Source organism: Phytohabitans rumicis (genome assembly GCF_011764445.1).
GTDB lineage: Bacteria > Actinomycetota > Actinomycetes > Mycobacteriales > Micromonosporaceae > Phytohabitans > Phytohabitans rumicis.
The window spans coordinates 346,526-364,438 of record NZ_BLPG01000002.1 but is presented as its reverse complement, the minus strand read 5'-3'; the positions used below and the strand labels follow the sequence as shown (position 1 = coordinate 364,438).

Below are 17,913 nucleotides of genomic sequence, written 5' to 3'. Positions count from 1 at the left end.
TTCTACGAGTGGGGTCTTCTGCCCGACGGCAGAGCGTGGATCTTCCCGGAGGGGACCATGCCCATCAACGAATTGGTCTTCGTAAACACCTCTTGGCTGCTCGAACCCTGACCGCGACCGGAGGAGGAGAAGAACCATGGCAGAACGAGACTCCGGGTGGGTGTCGGGCGGTGTCGTCGACGCGGAGGACGCCCGGTTGGCGACCGGTGTCCTCGCCGCCCCCGGCAGCGGCCCGATCCAGTCCCGGTCGGGGATCAAGGTGGCCGCGGGCTCGCCCGGCTTCGTCCGGCCGACGCCGACGCCGTCCGGGTCGGTCACCGTCGAACCGTTCCAGGCCGTGATCCAGGGCACGCGCACCGCTGCCGCCGGCCCGTACCTCGTGACGCTGGACGCCGTGAAGAGCATCAATGTGCTCGCCGTGCCTCCGCATCCGTCGAACGCACGCCGGGATCTCATCGTCGCCGTCCAGAGCGACGCGCAGTACGGCGACCAGCGCACCGGTTTGGAGATCCGGCACGTGCCCGGCGAGGCGTCCGCTACCCCGGTCGACCCGGCTGTGAGCGGCGACTACCTCCCGCTCGCGAGGGTCGCGGTCGCCGCGAACGCGACCTCGATCACCGCGGGGAACATCGCGGACCTGCGGGTGTTCACGGCGGCGTCCGGTGGCATCATCCCGGTGGCGAACCGCGCGAGCCGCCCCCCGGCGCCACACCCCGGACAGGCCGTCTACGTGCGGGAGAACGACATCGCCGAGGTGTCCGACGGCACCAACTGGTACCCGATCGTGCGCGGCGGCGTGGCGATCTACGGCCCGGCCGACCCGGGCTGGCCGAAGCTCGCTCCGACGTCGGCCGCCACCCAACTGGTGATCAACAAGGTCACCGTGCCGGCCACGCCGTACACCCGCACGCTCTTCGTCACCGGCCACGCGATGATCACCTACACGGCACACACCGGCCGGTACGACCTGGGCATCCAGGTCAGCGGGGAAACCGGCCCGGCGAAGGCTATTTCGGTCATCCAGCCGGCCGCCGGCGACGCCTACAACAGCGCCGGCGTCACCACGGTCATGGCCCAGCCCGCCAACAGGGCCCTCGTGCTCGACCTCTACCTGGTTCGGGCGGGCGGCGCCGGGGCGGTCAACGGCGGCCACGCGCTGCCGTACACGTCGATCAACGTACTCGCGATACCGGCGTAGGGGGTGTCGGGTGTCTGGCTCCCGGTACGCGTACCTCGTGGCTGACCTGCGTACGGGCGCGGTGGTGGACGAGTTGCCGCTGCACGGCGTCTCGTTCGGCACGGTGCTCAACGACGCGGGCGAGTTCCGCGGAATGCTGGCGATCGGCGACCGGCGGATCGGCATCCGCGAGCCGCAGCGGGTCACCGAGCCCGGCCGCACCGCCTTGTACGTCGCCCGGGACGGCGTGCTGGTGTGGGGCGGTGTCATCTGGACGATCAAGTACAGCTCGCCGGACCGGACGCTGGAGATCGGTGCGGCGGGGTTCCTGTCCTACTTCGACCGGCGGCGCGTGCTGCCGGCGACGTACGACCCCGCGCGGGACGACGTCGCCACGCTCGTCACGACGTATACGGACGTCGAGCAGGCCCAGATCGCCCGGTCGTTGATCCGCACCGCGCAAGCTCACCCGGGCGGGGACATCGGTGTGCAGGTCGATCCGGTGACGCCGTCCCAGGTCGCGGGGCGCCCGCGGTCGCTGACGTACCCGGGGAGTCAGTTGAAGAGCGTGGGCGAGGCGCTGCGCGAGTTGGCCGCGCTCGACGGCGGCCCGGACTTCCTCATCGACGTGACGTTCGGGCCGGCCGGTCGCCCGATGCGCCGGCTCCAGGTCGGCGAACCGCAGCTCGGCCAGGACGGCTCGCCGCACCTGTGGGAGTACGGCGCGAACCTGGTCTCGTACACCTGGCCGTGGGACGGCGCGTCGATGGCGAACCGGGTGTACGCGGTCGGCGCCGGCGGCGACGCGGGGCAGCTGATCGAGGTCGCGGACGATGCCTTGCGGCTCGGCGCCGGCTGGCCCCTCGCCGAGGCCGAGGTGTCGCACGTCGACGTCGCGGACCGAGGGCTGCTCGGCTCGATCGCCTCGGCGCAGCTGAGCACGGTGGCCGGTCCCGTGGTCCTGCCCGAGCTGGTGGTTCGCGCCGACCGGGAGCCGGTGCTCGGCTCGTACCAGGTGGGTGACCACGCCCAGGTGGTCGTGAAGGACGGTTTCTTCCCGGGCGGGAAGGAGTTTCGGGTGCGGATCCTCGGCATCGAGGTCACGCCGGGCAACGACGCGGGCGAGGAACTGGTCGCGTTGACCGTCTCGCCGGTCCGGGAGGAGCTGTCATGACCAGGGTCAGCCGGGTGGACTCCATCGCCAGCGAGCTGCGTGACATCAAGCGGCGGCTGCACGCGCTGGAGACGGCGCTCGGCGCGGTGAGCGCCCGGACCGCCGCCGCGACGAGGACGGATCAAGAGCCGGACGACTCCCCGCCGAAGCGGTAGGGCCTCGATCAAGGGCAAACGGTCGTGGATTGGCGATCCAACCACGACCGTTTGCCCGTGCGGGGTTAGGAACGGTGGGCGTGCCAGCCGATGGCGACCATCGCGACGTACTGGGGCAGGGCGAGCAGGGCGGACAGGGGGCCGCCGCCGGCGAAGAGCACGGCCAGTACGCCGCCGACGATGAACAGGATCGGCACCCACGCCGGCAGCGCCCGCGAGCGCACCAGCGCGACCGTGATGGTGATCTGGGCGACCAGCAGGAGCAGGAAGCCGGGAAACGCGACGCCCACCTGGGTCAGGTCCTGGTCGCGGACGTACTCGAGCAGGGCCTCCGCGTCGGCGGCGGGCACCGTGGTCTGCGTGCCCAGACCGAGCAGGGCCATCGGGATAGCGGCGCTGACCGCGTACAGGGCGGTGCCGAGGGCACCCACGGCGAGGCTCACCGTGGCCCAGGCCGCGCCGCGCCCGCGGACCAGGGTGCACACCGCGGCCAGCAGCGCGAGGATGCCCAGCACGTTGAGCGCGGTGCCGTACGTCGCGGCGATCCACGCCGACTGGTGGTCCGCGAGCCACGCGATCCTCACGTGGTCGCCGTTGTAGCCGGCCAGGAGGTTGGCCAGGTTGCCGAGCCCGCCGAGCACGATCGCGACGAGCAGCAGGAGCCCGCGGGTGCCGGAGCCGCGCGGGGTGTCCACAGTGGCCGCAGTGGCCTGGATGGTTGTCATGGGCACAGCGTGCGGCGCGGCGGGGGTGCCGGCCCAGGGAGCGGGCAACCATCCGGTCGGGGAGTTTTCCCGAGCCGAGTGGTGGCGCGCCCCTACCGCCCTGGGGGCGCCGGGCCGCCACCATGGAGGGCATGACGAGATCACGGCGGGCCGGCGTCGCCGCCACCGCGCTGCTCGGCCTGGTGGTGGTCGAGGCGCTCGCGGCGTACGTGCTGGGACCGCTGTCCGGGCTGACCGCCCGTGAGCTGAACGACCTGCTGGTGCTCTCCAACGCCACCCTCGGCCTGGCGTTGGCGCTGGCCGGCTGGCCGATCGCGGCGTACCGGCCGGGCAACCGGATCGGCTGGCTGCTGCTGGGCGGCGGCGTCACGTACGCGTCGACCGGGGGCGGGCTGGCGCTGCTGCACGCCGTCGCCAACGCCGGCGGGGCGGACCACCCGGCGTGGCGGGCGGTGGCGACCGTGGTCAGTGGCGGCTGGGCCGGGGCGATCGCGTTCTTCATCCCGATGGCCCTGCTGTTCTTCCCGGACGGGCACCTGCCGAGCCGCCGGTGGCGCTGGCTGGTGGGCGTCATGGCGGTCAACGGCCCGCTGTTCTTCGCGCTCGGCGTCACGTCCGGCTTCAGCGGCGAGGTCGGCGTGCTGGGCTACCTGACACTGACCGAGGAGCGGGTGGCGCCGATCGGTCTCGCGTCGGCGGTCGGGCTGCTGGTCTCGTACGTCGGCGTGCTGGTCGCCATCGTGGTCCGCTTCCGGCGCGGCTCCGAGGCCGTACGCCGGCAGCTGCTGTGGGTGATGCTCGCGCTGCTCGTGGTCGTGGTGGTCTTCGCGCTGGACCCGCTGCTGCCGGACAGCGTGCTGAGCATCTACCCGATGCCCTCGTGCCGCTGGCCATCCTGCTCGCCATCTTCCGGTACCAGCTGTTCGACATCCGGCTGGTGTTCTCGCGCTCGCTGCTGTACGTGGTGCTGACCGCGATCACCGTCGGCGCGTACCTCGCGATCGTGGCGGTCCTCAGTGGACTGGTCAAAGTGGAGGTGGTGGCCACGCTGGCGGTCGCGGCGGCGTTCAACCCGGTCCGGGTGTGGTTGCAGCGCCGCGTCGACCGGGCCGTGTACGGCGCCCGCCGCGATCCGGTGCGGGCGATGGTCGAGGTGGGCGCCCGGCTGGGCGGCGAGGGGCTCGACGGGGTGCTGGAGGCGCTGTGCGACGTGATGCGCTTCCCGTCCGCGGCGATCGTGGCGCACGGCGCGCAGCTGGCCAGCCACGGCGAGGCGCCGGCGGTGCTGCGCGCGATCCCGCTGCGCCGCGGCGAGGAGCGGATCGGCGAGCTGGTCGTCGGGCTGCGGTCCGGGGAGTCCACGTTGGACACGGACGACGAGCGGGTGCTCGCCTTGCTCGCCGCGCCGATCGCGGTCGCCGTGCACGCCACCCGCCTGGCGCAGGATCTGAGCCGGTCGCGGGAGCTGGTGATCAGCGGGCGCGAGGAGGAACGCCGGCGGATCCGCCGCGACCTGCACGACGGCCTGGGCCCGGTGCTGACCGGGGTGGTGCTCAACGCCGAGGCGGCGCTGCGCCTGGTGCGCAGCGCGCCGGACCGCAGCGAGGCGCTGCTGCGCGAGCTGCGCGAGAACACCACCGCCGCGCTCGACGACATCCGGCGCCTGGTGTACGAGCTGCGCCCGCCCGCGCTGGACAGCCTCGGCCTCGTCGGCGCTCTCCGGGAGTACGCGATGGTGCTGGGCCGCCGCGCGGACGCCGAGCCCCTGACCGTGTCGATCGACGCGCCGGACCCGCTGAGCGACCTGCCGGCGGCGGTCGAGGTCGCCGCGTACCGGATCGTCACCGAGGCGTTGACGAACGTGACCCGGCACTCCAGCGCCGGCTCGGCCGTGGTCGGGCTGGCGGTGCGCGACGGGCAGCTGCGCGTCTCGGTGCATGATGACGGGGTGAACGTCGGCGACGGCTGGCAGCCCGGGGTCGGGCTGACCTCGATCCGGGAACGGGCCGCGGAGCTGGGCGGCCGCTGCGTGATCCAGCTCGACCGGACCGGCGGCCGGGTCGACGTCGACCTGCCGTTGCCGGTACCGGTGAGGTCGACCGCGGAGGAGCCCGCATGAGCCTGCGCATCGTCGTCGCCGACGACCACACGGTCGTCCAGGAAGGGCTGCGCGCCCTGCTGTCCGCTGTGGACGGTTACGAGCTGGTCGACGTGGTCGGCACCGGCCGGGACGCGGTCCGCGCCGCCGTCACGCTCCGGCCCGACGTGGTGGTCATGGACATCCAGATGCCGGAGATGACCGGCATCGAGGCCACCCGCGAGATCGCTCGGGCCGCGCCGGAGGTGGCCGTGCTCATGCTGACCATGTTCGAGGACGACGAGTCCGTGTTCGCGGCGATGCGCGCGGGCGCCCTGGGCTACGTGCTCAAGGGCGCCGCGCCGGCCGACATGATCCGGGCGATCGCCTCGGTCGCGGCCGGCGAGGCCATCTTCGGTTCCGGGGTGGCGCGCCGGGCCCTGGCGTACCTGAGCCGGCCGCGTTCGGACGCGGCGGCGTTCCCGGAGCTGACCGCGCGCGAGCGGGAGGTGCTCGGCCTGATCGCCGGCGGCCTGGCCAACGCGGCGATCGCGGCGCGGCTCGGCCTCGCGCCGAACACGGTCAGCAACCACATCTCGAACATCTTCGCCAAGCTCCAGGTGGCCAGCCGGGCCGAGGCGATCGTCAAGGCGCGCTCGGCTGGGCTGGGCGGTTAGGCAGCCACCGGGCCAGCACGACGGCCGCCACCGTGAACCCGATCGACCACCAGAACGCCGCGTCGAACGTCGTGCGTTCGAGGGCCACGGCGAGGACGGCCGTGCCGAACGAGCCGCCGATCTGTTGCGCCGTGCGGGTGATGATGCTGGCGTGCGGCACCGCGGCCCGGTCCAGGCCGAGGTAGGCGCTGGCCATCACCGGAATGGTGACCGCGCCGAGCCCGATGCCGCGCACGACCAGCGCCGCGACCAGCCACCATTCCGGCGTATGGGCGGTGGCCAGCGCGAACGGCACGGTGGCGAGCGCGACCACCACCAGGCCGGCGCTGGTGACCGGCCGGGCGCCGATCCGGTCGGTGAGCCGGCCGGCGATCCCGCGGCTGGCCAGCACGCCGACGCCCTGGGCCGCGATCAGCAGGCCGGCCGCGAACGGGTCCTGGCCGCGGACCTGCTGGAAGTACAGCGGCACGAGGAGCATGGCGCCGTAGAGGGCGAAGCCGGACAGGAAGAGCAGCCCGGTGGCGGCGCTGAACGAGGTGACCCGGAGCAGGCGCAGGTCGACGAGTGCGCGGTCGCCGATGCTCGTCGACCGGACGGTGAAGGCGACCAGCAGCGCGAGCCCACCGAGCAGCGGGACCAGCACGGTCGGGTGCCCGAAGCCGCCGTCCGCGCCGACCTGCGCCAGGGCGTACACGATGGCGGCGATGCCGGGTGAGGCGAGTGCGAGGCCGGCGGCGTCGAGGCGGGACTCTGCTGGCTGGCTCGCTTCGCTCGCTTCGGTCGCGGCTGCCGGCAGATTCCGGGCTTGTCGCTCCGCGCCAAGCTCCGGAGTCTGCCGGCCCCGCGACCGGCCGGTGCCGGGGAACGCGGGCATCAGCCGCCAGGCCAGGAGCAGGCCCACGACGCAGAACGGGACGTTCACCCAGAAGATCCAGCGCCAGCTGGTGTGCTGCACGATCAGGCCGCCGAGGAGTGGGCCGAAGATCGGGCCGAGCAGGGCCGGGAACGTGACGAGCGCGGTGACCCGGCCGAGCGAGCGGCCGCCGGCGGCCTGGACCAGCAGTGTGGTCAGGACCGGCAGCATGAGGCCGCCGCCGATGCCCTGGACGACGCGCCAGGCGACCAGGCTCGGTGCGTCCCAGGCGAGGCTGGCGCCGACCGAGCCGGCGAGGAAGAGCGCCAGGGCGCACAGCCAGACGCGCTTGCCGCCGAGCCGGTGGATGAGCCAGCCGGTCACCGGTACGGCCATGCCGAGCGCCAGCAGGTATCCGGTGGTGACCCACTGGACGGTGGCGACGCCGACGTGCAGGTCGCGGGCGAGGGTGTCGAGGGCGACGTTGACGACGGTGGTGTCGAAGACGACGGCGAGTACGCCGGTGATCAGGACGAGTGCGAGCCGGATGAACGCCGGGTCGAGGCGTTCCCGCTCCGCGACTTTAGATACACTCATGCATCTAGACGTACTCCCGCCGCGGGGTCACCGTCAATAAGATACAGAGGTGTACTCTATGGTTGGCGTCACACCGACCCGCCGGCGCGGGCAGGAGCTGGAGGACGCGCTGCTCGACGCGGCCTGGGACGAGCTGGCCGCGGTCGGGTACGCCCGGTTCACGATGGAGGGCGTGGCGGCCCGCGCCGGCACCAGCCGGCCGGTGATCTACCGCCGCTGGCCCAACCGCGCGGAGCTGGCGATCGCGGCGATCCGGCACTACGGCGCGCGACAGCCGGTGGCCACGCCCGACACCGGCTCGGTGCGCGAGGACATGATCGTGCTGCTGCGCGACGCGTCGGCCAGCCGGATCGTGCTGGCGGCCCTGTTCAGCGTGCAGATGGGGAGTACTACGCGGAGACCGGCCGGACCCCCGCCGACCTGCGGGCGGAGTTCCTGCGGGGCCGGCGGCAGCCGTTCGGCATCGACGAGGTGCTCCGGCGTGGGGTCGAGCGTGGCGAGATCGACCCGGAGCGGCTCACCCCGCGCATCAGCAGCGTGGCGCTGGACCTGATGCGCCACGAGATGGTCATGACCCTGCACCCCGTGCCGGAGGAGGTCATCGCCGAAATCGTCGACGACATCTTCCTCCCCTGGTCCGCCCCCGGTGAGCTTCAGGTGCAAGGAAGGGCACCTTGTTATCGCTTTTTGCATAACAAGGTGCCCTTCCTTGCAAGATCTACGGTGTGGCGGGCGGGACCACCTGGACGGTGGCCCACTGGTTGCGGTAGCCGGGGTAGAGCAGCTTGAACTGGACGCCGAAGTTCAGCGCGACGTCACCCGGGTTGCCGGTACCGGTCAGGACACCGCCGCCCAGGTCGATGCCGTACACGTCGGTCGCCGGCCGGCCGTTCTGGTCGACGATCCGCACCGAGTACGGCGCGCCGCCCTTCGACGGCAGCACGACGGAGGCGTCGGCGTCGCGGAAGAACAGCGGGTTGGCCGGGTTGAGGTCCGGCCGGTACTCGATGCCGGGGTACCAGCCCTTCGCGTCCGAGAACGCGGTCTTGCCGGACTGGGACTTGTGGTTCGTGCAGTACGCGCTGAACGGCTCGTTCGGCGCCTCGTAGCAGTCCGTGAACGGGTACGTGCGACCGAACCCGAACGCCGCGTTGGACGACTGCGGCCGCGACGGCAGGTTGTTCAGCAGCGACGGGTCCTTGTCCGCCGCGGTGCCGGCCCGCCGGAGCGGGTCGAAGTGCGAGTCGACGATCAGCAGACCGCCCTTGGTGCCGATGCTGGGCGGGTCGAACAGGTTGTTCAGGGTCAGGTTGAGGTTGCCGTAGCTGGTGTCGCGGTACCACACCAGCATGCCGGGGGCGTTGTACGGCACCCGGTTGACCTTCCACGCCCCGTCCCGCAGGTAGTTCGTGTTGTAGGCGTACTTCAGGCCCTCGTCGAAGCCGTCGTGGTTGCGCCACTCGGCGAGGTAGTAGTGCGCGAACGTGAACTGCCCGGGGGAGATGCCCCAGCCGCCGCCGGTGGTGTTGGTGAACGTCGACACGGTCGGCGTCCAGCCGTTCGCGCCGCCCTCGACGTCGTCGGACCACACGGTCGCGCCGTCGGCGGTGACCGAGAAGTCGTCGGCGAACCAGCCGGTGGCCTCGAAGGCGGCGTCGGTGGCGTACCGCAGCCGCAGTTGGACACTCTGGCCGGCGAACGGCGTCAGGCTGACGTAGTCGTGCCGGTACTGCCCGCCGGTGTCGCCGGTCAGGCCGTACTTCTTGTCGCCGTAGTCGTGCATCCGGCCGTTCGGGTCGGGGTAGCCGTCGTCGGTGGAGACCAGGGCGCCAGCCGCGTTGAAGATCTTCTGCTCGGTCCAGGTGGCGCCGCCGTCGGTGGACACCTCGACGAAGCCGAAGTCCCAGTCCTCCTCGATGACGTAGTTGTTCCACAGCCAGAACCGCACGTCGCCGCCGGCCGGCACGTCGACCGTGCGGGTCAGCCGTACGTCGGCCCAGCTCTGGTCGTTGCCGCTCCACCACTGGCCGTCCCCGCTGTGCGGCACGGAGAGGGTCACGTTCTTGGCCGGCAGGTTGACCCGTACGCCGTCCTCGGTGCCGACCGGGGTGCGGGACGTCTGCCCGAGCTTGACCTTGGCCGCGGCGTCACCGGGGTTGAGGATCAGCGGGTCGGCCCAGCCCAGCACGAACTTGTCCCACAGGCCCATGTGCGTGGGGATGCCCTGGAAGATCGGCCCGGTGTGCGAGCCGGACGACATCAGGTCCCAGAAGTCGACGTCCGAGTCGCCGCCGGAGGCGATGTCGTACAGGTCGGGCAGGCCCAGGTCGTGGCCGTACTCGTGGGCGAACACGCCGACGCCGGAGTCCTCCGGCTGGACGATGTAGTTGCTGATCATCTTGTCGGTGCCGGGGATGGTGTGGCCGGGCACGATCGAGGACGAGTGCGCCCAGATCGCGTACGGGCCCTGCGCCCCGCCGCCGCCCGACTTGTCCTCACCGGCGTGCACCAGCACGAGGTGGTCGACCACGCCGTCCGGCTCCAGGATGTTGCCGTCGCCGTCGGCGTCCGCCGGGTCCTCGATGTCGTAGTCGGCCCACGGGAAGCTCGGGTTCTGCGCGGCCAGCACGTTCACCGCGTCCACGCCGAGCGTCGCCGCGCCCGCCGGGTTGTCCGGGTGCCCGTTCATGCTCTGGCTGACGCCGGCGTCCCAGACGCCGTCGACCAGGGTGCAGGTGTTCGCGCCGTACCACGCCTCGGAGTGCGGGACGGTCACCCACGGGGTGGCCTGTCCGTCCACCGTGTACGCGCCCTTGGACATCTCCTGGTACATGTTGCGCATCGTGTAGCCGCGCAGGCTGATGCCGCGCTTGCCGTCCGGACCACGCAGGTCCGGGCGTACCCGCTGGGTGTAGCCGTCCTTGGTGTAGAGGATCTTGTTGTAGAAGTCCGTCGAGAAGTCGGGCACCCACATCGAGTTGTTGTCCGGGTGCGACGCCTGCGCCGGGTTCGGGATGTTGTTGTGCAGCGGCCCGTTCTGCGCGCTGCCGGGTACGCACGCCCGCTCGTTCTGCGGGGTGGTCGCGTCGTCGAACGTCGCCTGCGGCACCATGACGCCGCTGAAGTCGTCGTTCGCGTTGGGGTTGAACTCGACCAGGATGGTCAGCAGCTTCGCGACCTGCGTCTGGTCGGCCTGCTTGTAGCGGATGTGCCGGGGGTTCTTGCCGGTGCGGATCGCCTCGGCCTCGGTCTTGGCCAGGCCGCGCGCCGTGACCGGGTTACCCTCGGAGAACTTGCGTCCGTACGCCGCGACCGGGTCCGGCTGGGCCTGCTTGAGCTTGCCCTTGGCGCCGTCGGCGACCACTTCCCGGCCGTCGGTGGGGCGCTCCACCTTCGGCTCCACGTAGTTGATGTACCAGTCCCGGTCCGTCGGCGTGTACCTGGCCGGCCGGTCGGCGGCCGCCGACGCGGCGCTGCTGGCCGAGACCCCCGCCGCCGCGATGACCAGGACCGGCACCGAAAGCAGCGCCCGGATCCTCGTGCTTGTCACGTCCTCCCCTTTTCCCGCGCGTCTTCGAGCGAGATGAACTACACCGCGTATCCGTCCGGACACGGCAGTGACCACAGGGGACGCTATGCCACACCCGGGCCATGGACAACCACCACTGCCAAAGACGTGTCAAGGCCATGTCCACGCGATCACGGACGGGCGGCGAGGTCGCGGGCGGACGGGGCGCGGTCGGCCAGGATGGCCTGGTGCAGGTCGTGTAGGCGGCGGCCGGGTTCGAGGCCGAGCTCGGCCACCAGCAGTTCCCGGCCCCGGCGGTACGAATGCAGCGCCTCGACCCGCCGGCCGCACCGGTAGAGGGCCAGCATGAGCTGCTCGCGCAGGGGTTCGCGCAGCGGGTGCCGGGCGACCGCCTCGGCGAGGTCGTCCACCACCTCGGCGTGCCGGCCGAGGTCAAGCTGCGCCGCGAAATACAGGTCGGCGGCGCTGAGTCGGCGGTGCTCCAGGCGCGTCACCTCGGCGGCCACCGCCGGCGTACCGCCGGACGGCACGTCGGCCATCGCCGGGCCCTGCCACAGCGCGAGCGCCTCGGACAGCGTCGCGGCCGCCGCCGGACGATCGCCCTGGGCCATGCGGTGCCGGGCGGACCGCAGCAGCCGATCGAACACCCAGGCGTCGAGGTCGGACTCGTCGATCGCCATCTCGTACCCGCGGTTCCGGGTCACGAGCGTGCGGGCGGCGCCGGCGCCGATCGTGCGGCGCAGGTGCATGACGTACACCCGGATGGCGGGGATGACGGTGGGCGGCGGGTGCTCGCCCCAGATCTCGGTGGCGATCCGGTCCGCCGACACGGCGTAGCCGGCCCGCGCCAGCAGGATGGCGAGCACCTGCCGCTGTTTGGTCGTCCTGATCGTGGACCACCCCGCCGTTCCACGGACCTGCACCGGCCCCAGCACCCGAAACCGCATGCCCCCAGTCCTACGCGCGAGGCGCCCAGCTGTCTTGAGTACCACCACTACCCAGTTATGCCTGTTCGTTGTCGGGGTGTTCGGCCTGCCATCTCTCCACCAGGGCGGCTGCCTCCTCCTGCGTCCAGGTCTTCCCGGGTTGCTCGCCGGTCCAGGCCAACACCGCTTCTTGCTGGTCCTCGCCGAGACCGAGCATCTCGGTCAGGACGGACAAGCTCATTTCGCTTGGCATGTGGCTCCCCTCTCCAGGGTGGGATATCCACCATGCAAGGCGGTGGCAGCGGCGGTGTCTACGTCATTCGGCCAGCGCCGAATGTTCACCCGGGCTGGCCTTCGAGCGCGGTCACCTGGTGGCGGACCAGGTGTGCCACAGCCGGGCGTACGCGCCGCCGGACGCGATCAGGTCCTCGTGCGTGCCGGACTCGACCACCCGGCCGGCGTCCAGGACGACGACCCGGTCGGCGGACGCGGCCTGGGTCAGGCGGTGGGCCACCACGATGGCGGTGCGGCCGGCCAGCGCGCTCGCGGCCGCCTCCTCCAGGAGCCGGGCACCCGCGCTGCCGGCGTCGGCGGTGGCCTCGTCCAGTACGGCGATCGGCGGGTCGGCCAGGACCAGCCGGGCCAGCGCCAGCTGCTGGGCCTGGGCGACGGTGAGCCGGTGCCCGCCCTCGCCGACCACGGTGGACAGACCGTCCGGCAGGGCCTGGGCCCAGCCGAGGGCGCCCACCCGGTCCAGCGCGGCGCGCAGCTGCTCTCCGGTCGCCTCCGGGCGGGCCAGGCGCAGGTCGTCGTCGAGCCGCCCGGCGAACACGTGCACCTCCTGGGTGATCAGCGCGACGGTACGGCCGGTCGCGGCCAGGCCCAGCTCGTCCAAGGCGACGCCGCCGAGGTGCACGGTGCCGCCGGTGGGGCGGTGGACGCCGGCGATCAGCTTGGCGACCGTGGTCTTGCCGGCGCCGCTGGCCCCGACGAGCGCGACCCGCTCGCCGGGCTCGACGTGCAGGTCGACGTCGTGCAGCACGACCCGGCCGGGCACGTACGCGTGACTGAGGCCGGTGGCCTTCACCGACGCGTCCACCAGGGACGGTGCCGCCGTGTCCACGGTGGACGGCAGCGACGCCACGCCGACCAGGCGGGCCAGTCCGGCGGCGGCCACCTGGGCGTCGTCGACCAGACCGAGCGCGATGTTGATGGGGCCGAACAGGTTGTGGAAGTACAGCGCCGCGGCCGTGGCCGTGCCGATCGTGGCGGCGTCGGCGCGTACCAGCACGAAGCCGGTGACCAGGACGGCGGACAGGCCCACGTACTCGGCCAGGTTGAGGCGGCCGTAGAAGCGGGTCAGCAGCCCCATCGCGCGCAGGGCCAGCGTGACGGCGGCCCGGGAGCGCTCGGTCACCAGCCCGACGTGGCGGTCGGCCTGGCGGAACGCCCGTACCGTCGCGGCGCCGCCCACGGTGTCCAGCAGTTGCTGTTGCTGGGCGCCCACGGCGACGCGCTGCTCGGCGTAGAGCGGGATCGCGCGGCGGCCGTACCACCGTACGGTGTGGACCTGGATGGGGGCGGCCAGCAGGGCGGCGAGCAGGAAGCGCCAGTCCAGCACGGCCAGCCCCACGAGGGTCAGTGCGATGGCCAGCGCGGAGCGGGCCAGCTGCGGCAGCGCGCGGCGTACCGCGTCGGCCACAGTGGACACGTCGGCGGTGACCCGGGCGGTCAGGTCGCCGGAGCCGGCCTGTTCGACCCGTTCCAGCGGCAGCCGCAGGGCCCGCGCCACGAAGCGCTCGCGCAGCGCCGCCAGCATCCCCTCGCCGAGCCGGGCCACCAGGGACACGCCGACCGCGGTCAACAGGCCCTGCACGACCGCCACGACGGCGATGAGTACGACGGGGGTGGTGATCGCCCCGGCCGGCTTGCCGTCCGCGACGAGGTCCACGATGTGCCCCAGCAGCGGCGCCGTGACCAACCCCGCCGCCGTCGCCGCCACCAGCACCCCGAACGCGAGGACCGCCAGGGCGCGCCGCGGCCGGAGCAGGTCCCGCACGGCCGCCCACGTCTCCCGCCCCGTCGCGGTGGGCAACAACACGGTCACGAGAGCACCGCCTTCCGGTAGCCGGGGTCCGTCGCGACGAGGGACTCGTGGGTGCCCTGGGCACGTACCGTGCCGTCATCGAGGAGGACCACGCGGTCCACCGCCGCGAGGAGGGCCGGGCTGGTGGTGACCAGGATGGTGGTGCGGCCGTGCCGGACGTCGCGGATGCCGGTGGCGATGCGGGCCTCGGTGACCGTGTCGACGGCGGTGGTCGGGTCGTGCAACAGCAGCACGGGCGGGTCGGCGGCGAGCGCGCGGGCCAGCGCCACCCGCTGCCGCTGGCCGCCGGACAGCGACCGGGCCCGCTCGGTGAGGACGGCGCCCTCCGGAAGCGAAAGCGCCACCTCGTCGGCGGCCGCCGCCGACATCGCGGGGAGCACGTCGCGGTCGTCGAGGGCCACGTTCGCGGCGAGGGTGCCCGCGAAGAGGTCCGCGTGGTGGGCGGCGTGCAGGATCGCGCCCCGCACCTCGGCCGGGTCCACCGTGGACAGTGGCACGCCGTCGAGGGTGACCGCGCCGGCCGCCGGGTCCACCTCGCGGGCCAGGCAGGCCAGCAGCGCGGTCGCGGCGGCCGGGTCCGGGGTCACCACGCCGAGCAGTTCGCCGGGCGCGACGTCGAGGTCGACGCCCCGCAGCGGCCCGTGCGTGACACCGGCCAGTGCCACCTGCCCGCGTACCACGGAAGGAAACTGCCCCGGACCGGCAGCGACCGCCGGCGGCGCGGACAGCACCTCGCCGATGCGGGCCGCGGAGGCGCGGCCCCGCGCGAACTCGCCGTTGACCCACGCGAACAGCTGCAGCGGCGCGAGCAGGAACAGCGCCAGCCCGACCGCGGCGACGAGGTCGCCGACGCTGATCTCGCCCTGCGCGGCGAGCCGGCCGCCGACCAGCGCGACCGCCGCGATGAACACCCCGGTCAGCGCGAGGATGGCGCCGTCGTGCCACGCCTGCGCCCGGGACGCGCGCAGGGTCGCGGCCAAGGACTCCTGACTGGTACGTCGGTAGCGGGCGACCGCGGCGGACTCGGCGCCGATGCCCTTGAGCACCCGCAGCCCGGCGACCAGGTCGGTGGCCAGCCCGGAGGCGTGCGCGGCGCGCTCCTGCTCGACGGCGCTGCGGCGTTCCAGAGGGCGGCCGAGGAGCCCGCCGAGCCACAGCACCGGCGGGGCGCCGAGCAGCACCACCAGGCCGAGCGGTACGGAGATCCACAGCAGCGCGACCGCGCTGACCAGCAGCCCGGTGAGCGCCGCGATGCCGGCGGAGACGACGGTGTTGACGCCGCCGACCCGGCGCGCGTCGCCGGTCGCGATGTTGACCAGGGCGCCGGACAGCCGGTCCGCCTCGGCGCCGCCGCCCGGGTGCAGGACGCGCCGCGTCAGGCGTACCCGGATCTCGTGCCCGGCCTGCTGGGAGGCCCGCTCGGCGGCACGGGCGCCGAACCGGAAGCTGGCGGAGAGGCCGGCGAAGACGGCGGCCAGCGCCGCGAGCCACAGCAGCAGTTCGGTGCTGGAGCCGGTGCTGACGGCCCGGTCGATCACCACGCCGATCAGCACCGGGACCAGCGCCTCGCCGGCCTGGTGGCCGGCCGCGAGGGCGCCGGCGAGGAGCACCTGGCGCGACTGCCCGCCGATCGCCCGTCCCAGAACGGTTCCTCGATCATCTCGCATAGTAAGGGCAGGCTAATCTAACGCTCGTGACCGTGGGAAGACGGGATGCCACGCGCGCCGCCGGGCTGCTGATCGCCGGCGGCGCGCTGCTGCTCGTCTTCCTGCTCAGCGTCTGGATCGGCTCGAAGCAGATCCCGTTCGCGGCGGTGTGGGGCGTGCTGTGGCACGACGACGGCTCCCGCGACGCGGCGATCATCCACGACCTGCGCATCCCGCGCACCATCCTCGGCGTGCTCGTCGGCGCCGCCCTGGGCCTTGCCGGGGCGCTCATGCAGGGCGTGACGCGCAACCCCTTGGCCGACCCGGGGCTGCTCGGCGTCGGCGTCGGCGCGGCCGCCGCGGTAGCCGTCGCCATCGCCTACCTCGGGGTCACCAGCGTCATCGGGTACGTCTGGTTCGCGTTCCTCGGCGCCGCCGCGGTCTCGGTGATCGTGTACGTGATCGGGTCGGCCGGGCGGGGCGCCGCCACGCCGGAGCGGCTCGTATTGGCCGGTGCGGCGGTGAGCGCGGCGCTCGGCGCGTTCACGTACGCGGTGCTGCTGCTCGACCCGCAGGCGTTCAACCAGTTCCGGTTCTGGGTGGTGGGCTCGCTGGCCGGCCGGCGCTCGGACGTGCTGGCGCAGGTGGCGCCGTTCATCGTGGTGGGCATCGTGATCGCGCTGCTGCTGGCCCGGCCGCTGAACGCGCTGGCGCTCGGCGACGAGGCGGGCCGGGCCCTGGGGGCGCACGTCGGCCGTACCCGGGTGCTGGGCGCGGTGGCGGTCACGCTGCTGTGCGGGGCGGCCACCGCCGCGGCCGGGCCGATCGGCTTCGTGGGGCTCGCCGTGCCACACGTCGCCCGCATGATCGCCGGACCGGACCAGCGCTGGGTGCTGCCGTACTCGATGGTCCTGGCCCCGATCCTGCTGGTGAGCGCGGACGTGCTGGGCCGCGTGCTGATCGCGCCGGCGGAGCTGCAGGTCGGCGTGGTGACCGCGTTCGTGGGCGCGCCGGCGTTCATCGCCCTGTGCCGGCGGCGGAAGCTGGCCAGGCTATGACGGTTGTGCGGACGCCGGGGGACAGGCTGTCGATGCGGGTGCACGGCCGGGTCCTCGCCGTGTGCGTGGCGCTCGCCGTCGCCGCGGCCGGCGTCGGCGCGGTCACCATGACCACCGGCGACTACCCGGTGCCGCTGCTCGACGTGCTCAAGGCGATCGCCGGGCACGGGCCGCCCGGCACCGACTTCATCGTCCTGACGCTGCGGCTGCCGCGGCTGCTCACCGGGCTGCTGGTCGGCGCCGCCCTCGGGGTCAGCGGCGCGGTCATGCAACGGCTGTCCGGCAACCCGCTGGGCAGCCCGGACATCATCGGCTTCACGAACGGGTCGGCGGCCGGCGCGGTCATCGTCATCCTGCTCTTCGACGGCGGCATGTACGAGGTCGCCGCCGGCGCCGTGGTCGGCGGGCTGGGCACGCTGCTGCTGGTGTACGGGGTGGCGTTCCGGCGGTCGCTGTCCGGGATCCGGCTCATCCTCATCGGCATCGGGCTCAGCGCGATGTTCCTGGCGCTGAACAACTACCTGATCGCCCGCGCCAGCCTGGACGACGCCATGTCCGCCCAGGTATGGCTGATCGGCAGCCTCAACGGGCGCCGCTGGGACCACGTACGGCCGGTCGCGCTCGCCATGGCGGTGCTGCTGCCGATCGCGTTCCTCCTCGCGCGGCGACTGTCCATGATGGAGATGGGCGATGACGCGGCGCGGGCACTCGGGGTGCCCGTTGGGCGTACCCGGGCGATCTTGATTGTGGTGAGCGTCGCGCTGAGCGCGGTCGCGACGGCGGCCGCCGGGCCGATCGGCTTCGTGGCGCTCGCGGCGCCGCAGCTCGCGCGGCGGCTGACCCGGTCGGCCGGGCCCGGCCTGTGGCCGGCGGCGTTGATGGGCGCGCTGCTGCTGACCGGCAGTGACCTGGCCACCCAGCGGCTCTTCGCGCCGACGCCGCTGCCGGTGGGCCTCGCGACCGCCGCGGTCGGCGGCGTCTACCTGGCCTGGCTGCTCATGCACGAGTGGCGGCACACGCGGGCGTGAAACGGGCAGGCCCCTGTGCCCACCCGGGCGACCGAATAGAGGCTTAGTGCCCTATCTATCCCACAGCAAGCGTTGATCCTCGTGGCCCGAACGGGCAAAGTCAGGCGTAGGAAGCTCGGCTGTGAACCGGCTCACACCGTTTCGACGGTGTTAGAAAGTGGTTACCGAATCGGGGGCTTTCCGG

17 protein-coding genes are annotated in these 17,913 nt (G+C 72.9%); 10 read left to right on the top strand and 7 right to left on the bottom strand.

What is annotated here, in order from left to right; genetic code table 11:
• The first annotated feature begins 136 nt into the window (after window positions 1-136).
• Genes Prum_RS45305 through Prum_RS45295 form a run of 3 tightly spaced genes read left to right on the top strand, consistent with a single transcriptional unit; the run spans window position 137 to window position 2,506 of the window.
• A complete protein-coding gene (locus Prum_RS45305) occupies window positions 137-1,198 on the top strand; it encodes a hypothetical protein (protein ID WP_173085389.1) in 1,062 nt (353 codons plus the stop codon).
• A gap of 10 nt (window positions 1,199-1,208) precedes the next feature.
• Window positions 1,209-2,351: a hypothetical protein gene (locus Prum_RS45300; RefSeq protein ID WP_173085387.1), complete on the top strand. Its 1,143-nt coding sequence runs from the start codon at window positions 1,209-1,211 to the stop codon at window positions 2,349-2,351.
• Entirely contained in the window at window positions 2,348-2,506 is a 159-nt protein-coding gene (locus Prum_RS45295) for a hypothetical protein (RefSeq protein WP_173085385.1), read from the top strand. Before Prum_RS45300 ends, Prum_RS45295 begins: the two co-directional genes overlap by 4 nt.
• A gap of 65 nt (window positions 2,507-2,571) precedes the next feature.
• Here the strand turns inward: Prum_RS45295 and Prum_RS45290 are convergent, their stop codons facing one another.
• A complete protein-coding gene (locus Prum_RS45290; protein ID WP_173085383.1) occupies window positions 2,572-3,231 on the bottom strand; it encodes a DUF4386 family protein in 660 nt (219 codons plus the stop codon).
• Between the two features lie 131 nt (window positions 3,232-3,362).
• Here Prum_RS45290 and Prum_RS45285 point away from each other — a divergent pair, with 131 nt between their 5' ends.
• The 3 genes from Prum_RS45285 to Prum_RS45275 are packed head-to-tail and all read left to right on the top strand — an operon-like array spanning window position 3,363 to window position 5,985.
• Window positions 3,363-4,202, top strand: a complete 840-nt coding sequence (locus Prum_RS45285) for a hypothetical protein (protein WP_173085381.1) — start codon at window positions 3,363-3,365, stop codon at window positions 4,200-4,202.
• Complete coding sequence (locus tag Prum_RS45280; RefSeq protein WP_173085379.1) at window positions 4,112-5,350, top strand: sensor histidine kinase; 1,239 nt, start codon at window positions 4,112-4,114, stop codon at window positions 5,348-5,350. The genes Prum_RS45285 and Prum_RS45280 overlap by 91 nt, the downstream gene beginning before the upstream one ends.
• Window positions 5,347-5,985: a response regulator transcription factor gene (locus tag Prum_RS45275; RefSeq protein WP_173085377.1), complete on the top strand. Its 639-nt coding sequence runs from the start codon at window positions 5,347-5,349 to the stop codon at window positions 5,983-5,985. Before Prum_RS45280 ends, Prum_RS45275 begins: the two co-directional genes overlap by 4 nt.
• Here the strand turns inward: Prum_RS45275 and Prum_RS45270 are convergent.
• Window positions 5,954-7,435: an MDR family MFS transporter gene (locus Prum_RS45270; protein ID WP_173085375.1), complete on the bottom strand. Its 1,482-nt coding sequence runs from the start codon at window positions 7,433-7,435 to the stop codon at window positions 5,954-5,956. The two genes, Prum_RS45275 and Prum_RS45270, sit on opposite strands and share 32 nt — an antisense overlap.
• A 58-nt stretch (window positions 7,436-7,493) precedes the next feature.
• On the opposite strand from Prum_RS45270, the gene Prum_RS55605 reads away from it, so the two are divergent.
• Together Prum_RS55605 and Prum_RS55600 are read left to right on the top strand one after the other, a co-directional pair.
• A complete protein-coding gene (locus Prum_RS55605) occupies window positions 7,494-7,988 on the top strand; it encodes a TetR/AcrR family transcriptional regulator (protein WP_371871433.1) in 495 nt (164 codons plus the stop codon).
• Window positions 7,871-8,224, top strand: coding sequence for a TetR-like C-terminal domain-containing protein (locus Prum_RS55600; protein WP_371871440.1), 354 nt, complete (start codon window positions 7,871-7,873; stop codon window positions 8,222-8,224). The genes Prum_RS55605 and Prum_RS55600 overlap by 118 nt, the downstream gene beginning before the upstream one ends.
• Here the strand turns inward: Prum_RS55600 and Prum_RS45260 are convergent.
• The 5 genes from Prum_RS45260 to Prum_RS45240 form a co-directional block, all read right to left on the bottom strand.
• Window positions 8,154-10,985 (bottom strand): immune inhibitor A domain-containing protein, encoded by a 2,832-nt coding sequence (locus tag Prum_RS45260; protein WP_173085373.1) that lies wholly within the window; start codon window positions 10,983-10,985, stop codon window positions 8,154-8,156. The genes Prum_RS55600 and Prum_RS45260 overlap by 71 nt on opposite strands.
• A 149-nt stretch (window positions 10,986-11,134) precedes the next feature.
• Window positions 11,135-11,911 carry an AfsR/SARP family transcriptional regulator gene (locus Prum_RS45255; protein ID WP_173085372.1) on the bottom strand — a complete coding sequence of 259 codons (777 nt, stop codon included), beginning with the start codon at window positions 11,909-11,911 and terminating at the stop codon, window positions 11,135-11,137.
• 55 nt (window positions 11,912-11,966) lie between these two features.
• The gene (locus Prum_RS45250; RefSeq protein WP_173085371.1) at window positions 11,967-12,131 is read right to left on the bottom strand and encodes a hypothetical protein; all 165 of its coding nucleotides are present in this window, start codon (window positions 12,129-12,131) and stop codon (window positions 11,967-11,969) included.
• 123 nt (window positions 12,132-12,254) lie between these two features.
• Window positions 12,255-13,997 carry an ABC transporter ATP-binding protein gene (locus tag Prum_RS45245; protein WP_218577892.1) on the bottom strand — a complete coding sequence of 581 codons (1,743 nt, stop codon included), beginning with the start codon at window positions 13,995-13,997 and terminating at the stop codon, window positions 12,255-12,257.
• Window positions 13,994-15,664, bottom strand: a complete 1,671-nt coding sequence (locus Prum_RS45240) for an ABC transporter ATP-binding protein (RefSeq protein WP_173085370.1) — start codon at window positions 15,662-15,664, stop codon at window positions 13,994-13,996. Before Prum_RS45240 ends, Prum_RS45245 begins: the two co-directional genes overlap by 4 nt.
• Window positions 15,665-15,690: 26 nt before the next feature.
• Between Prum_RS45240 and Prum_RS45235 the strand changes: the two genes are divergently transcribed.
• Window positions 15,691-16,701 (top strand): FecCD family ABC transporter permease, encoded by a 1,011-nt coding sequence (locus Prum_RS45235; protein WP_173085369.1) that lies wholly within the window; start codon window positions 15,691-15,693, stop codon window positions 16,699-16,701.
• Window positions 16,698-17,729, top strand: coding sequence for a FecCD family ABC transporter permease (locus Prum_RS45230; RefSeq protein ID WP_173085368.1), 1,032 nt, complete (start codon window positions 16,698-16,700; stop codon window positions 17,727-17,729). The genes Prum_RS45235 and Prum_RS45230 overlap by 4 nt, the downstream gene beginning before the upstream one ends.
• Window positions 17,730-17,913 lie beyond the last annotated feature (184 nt).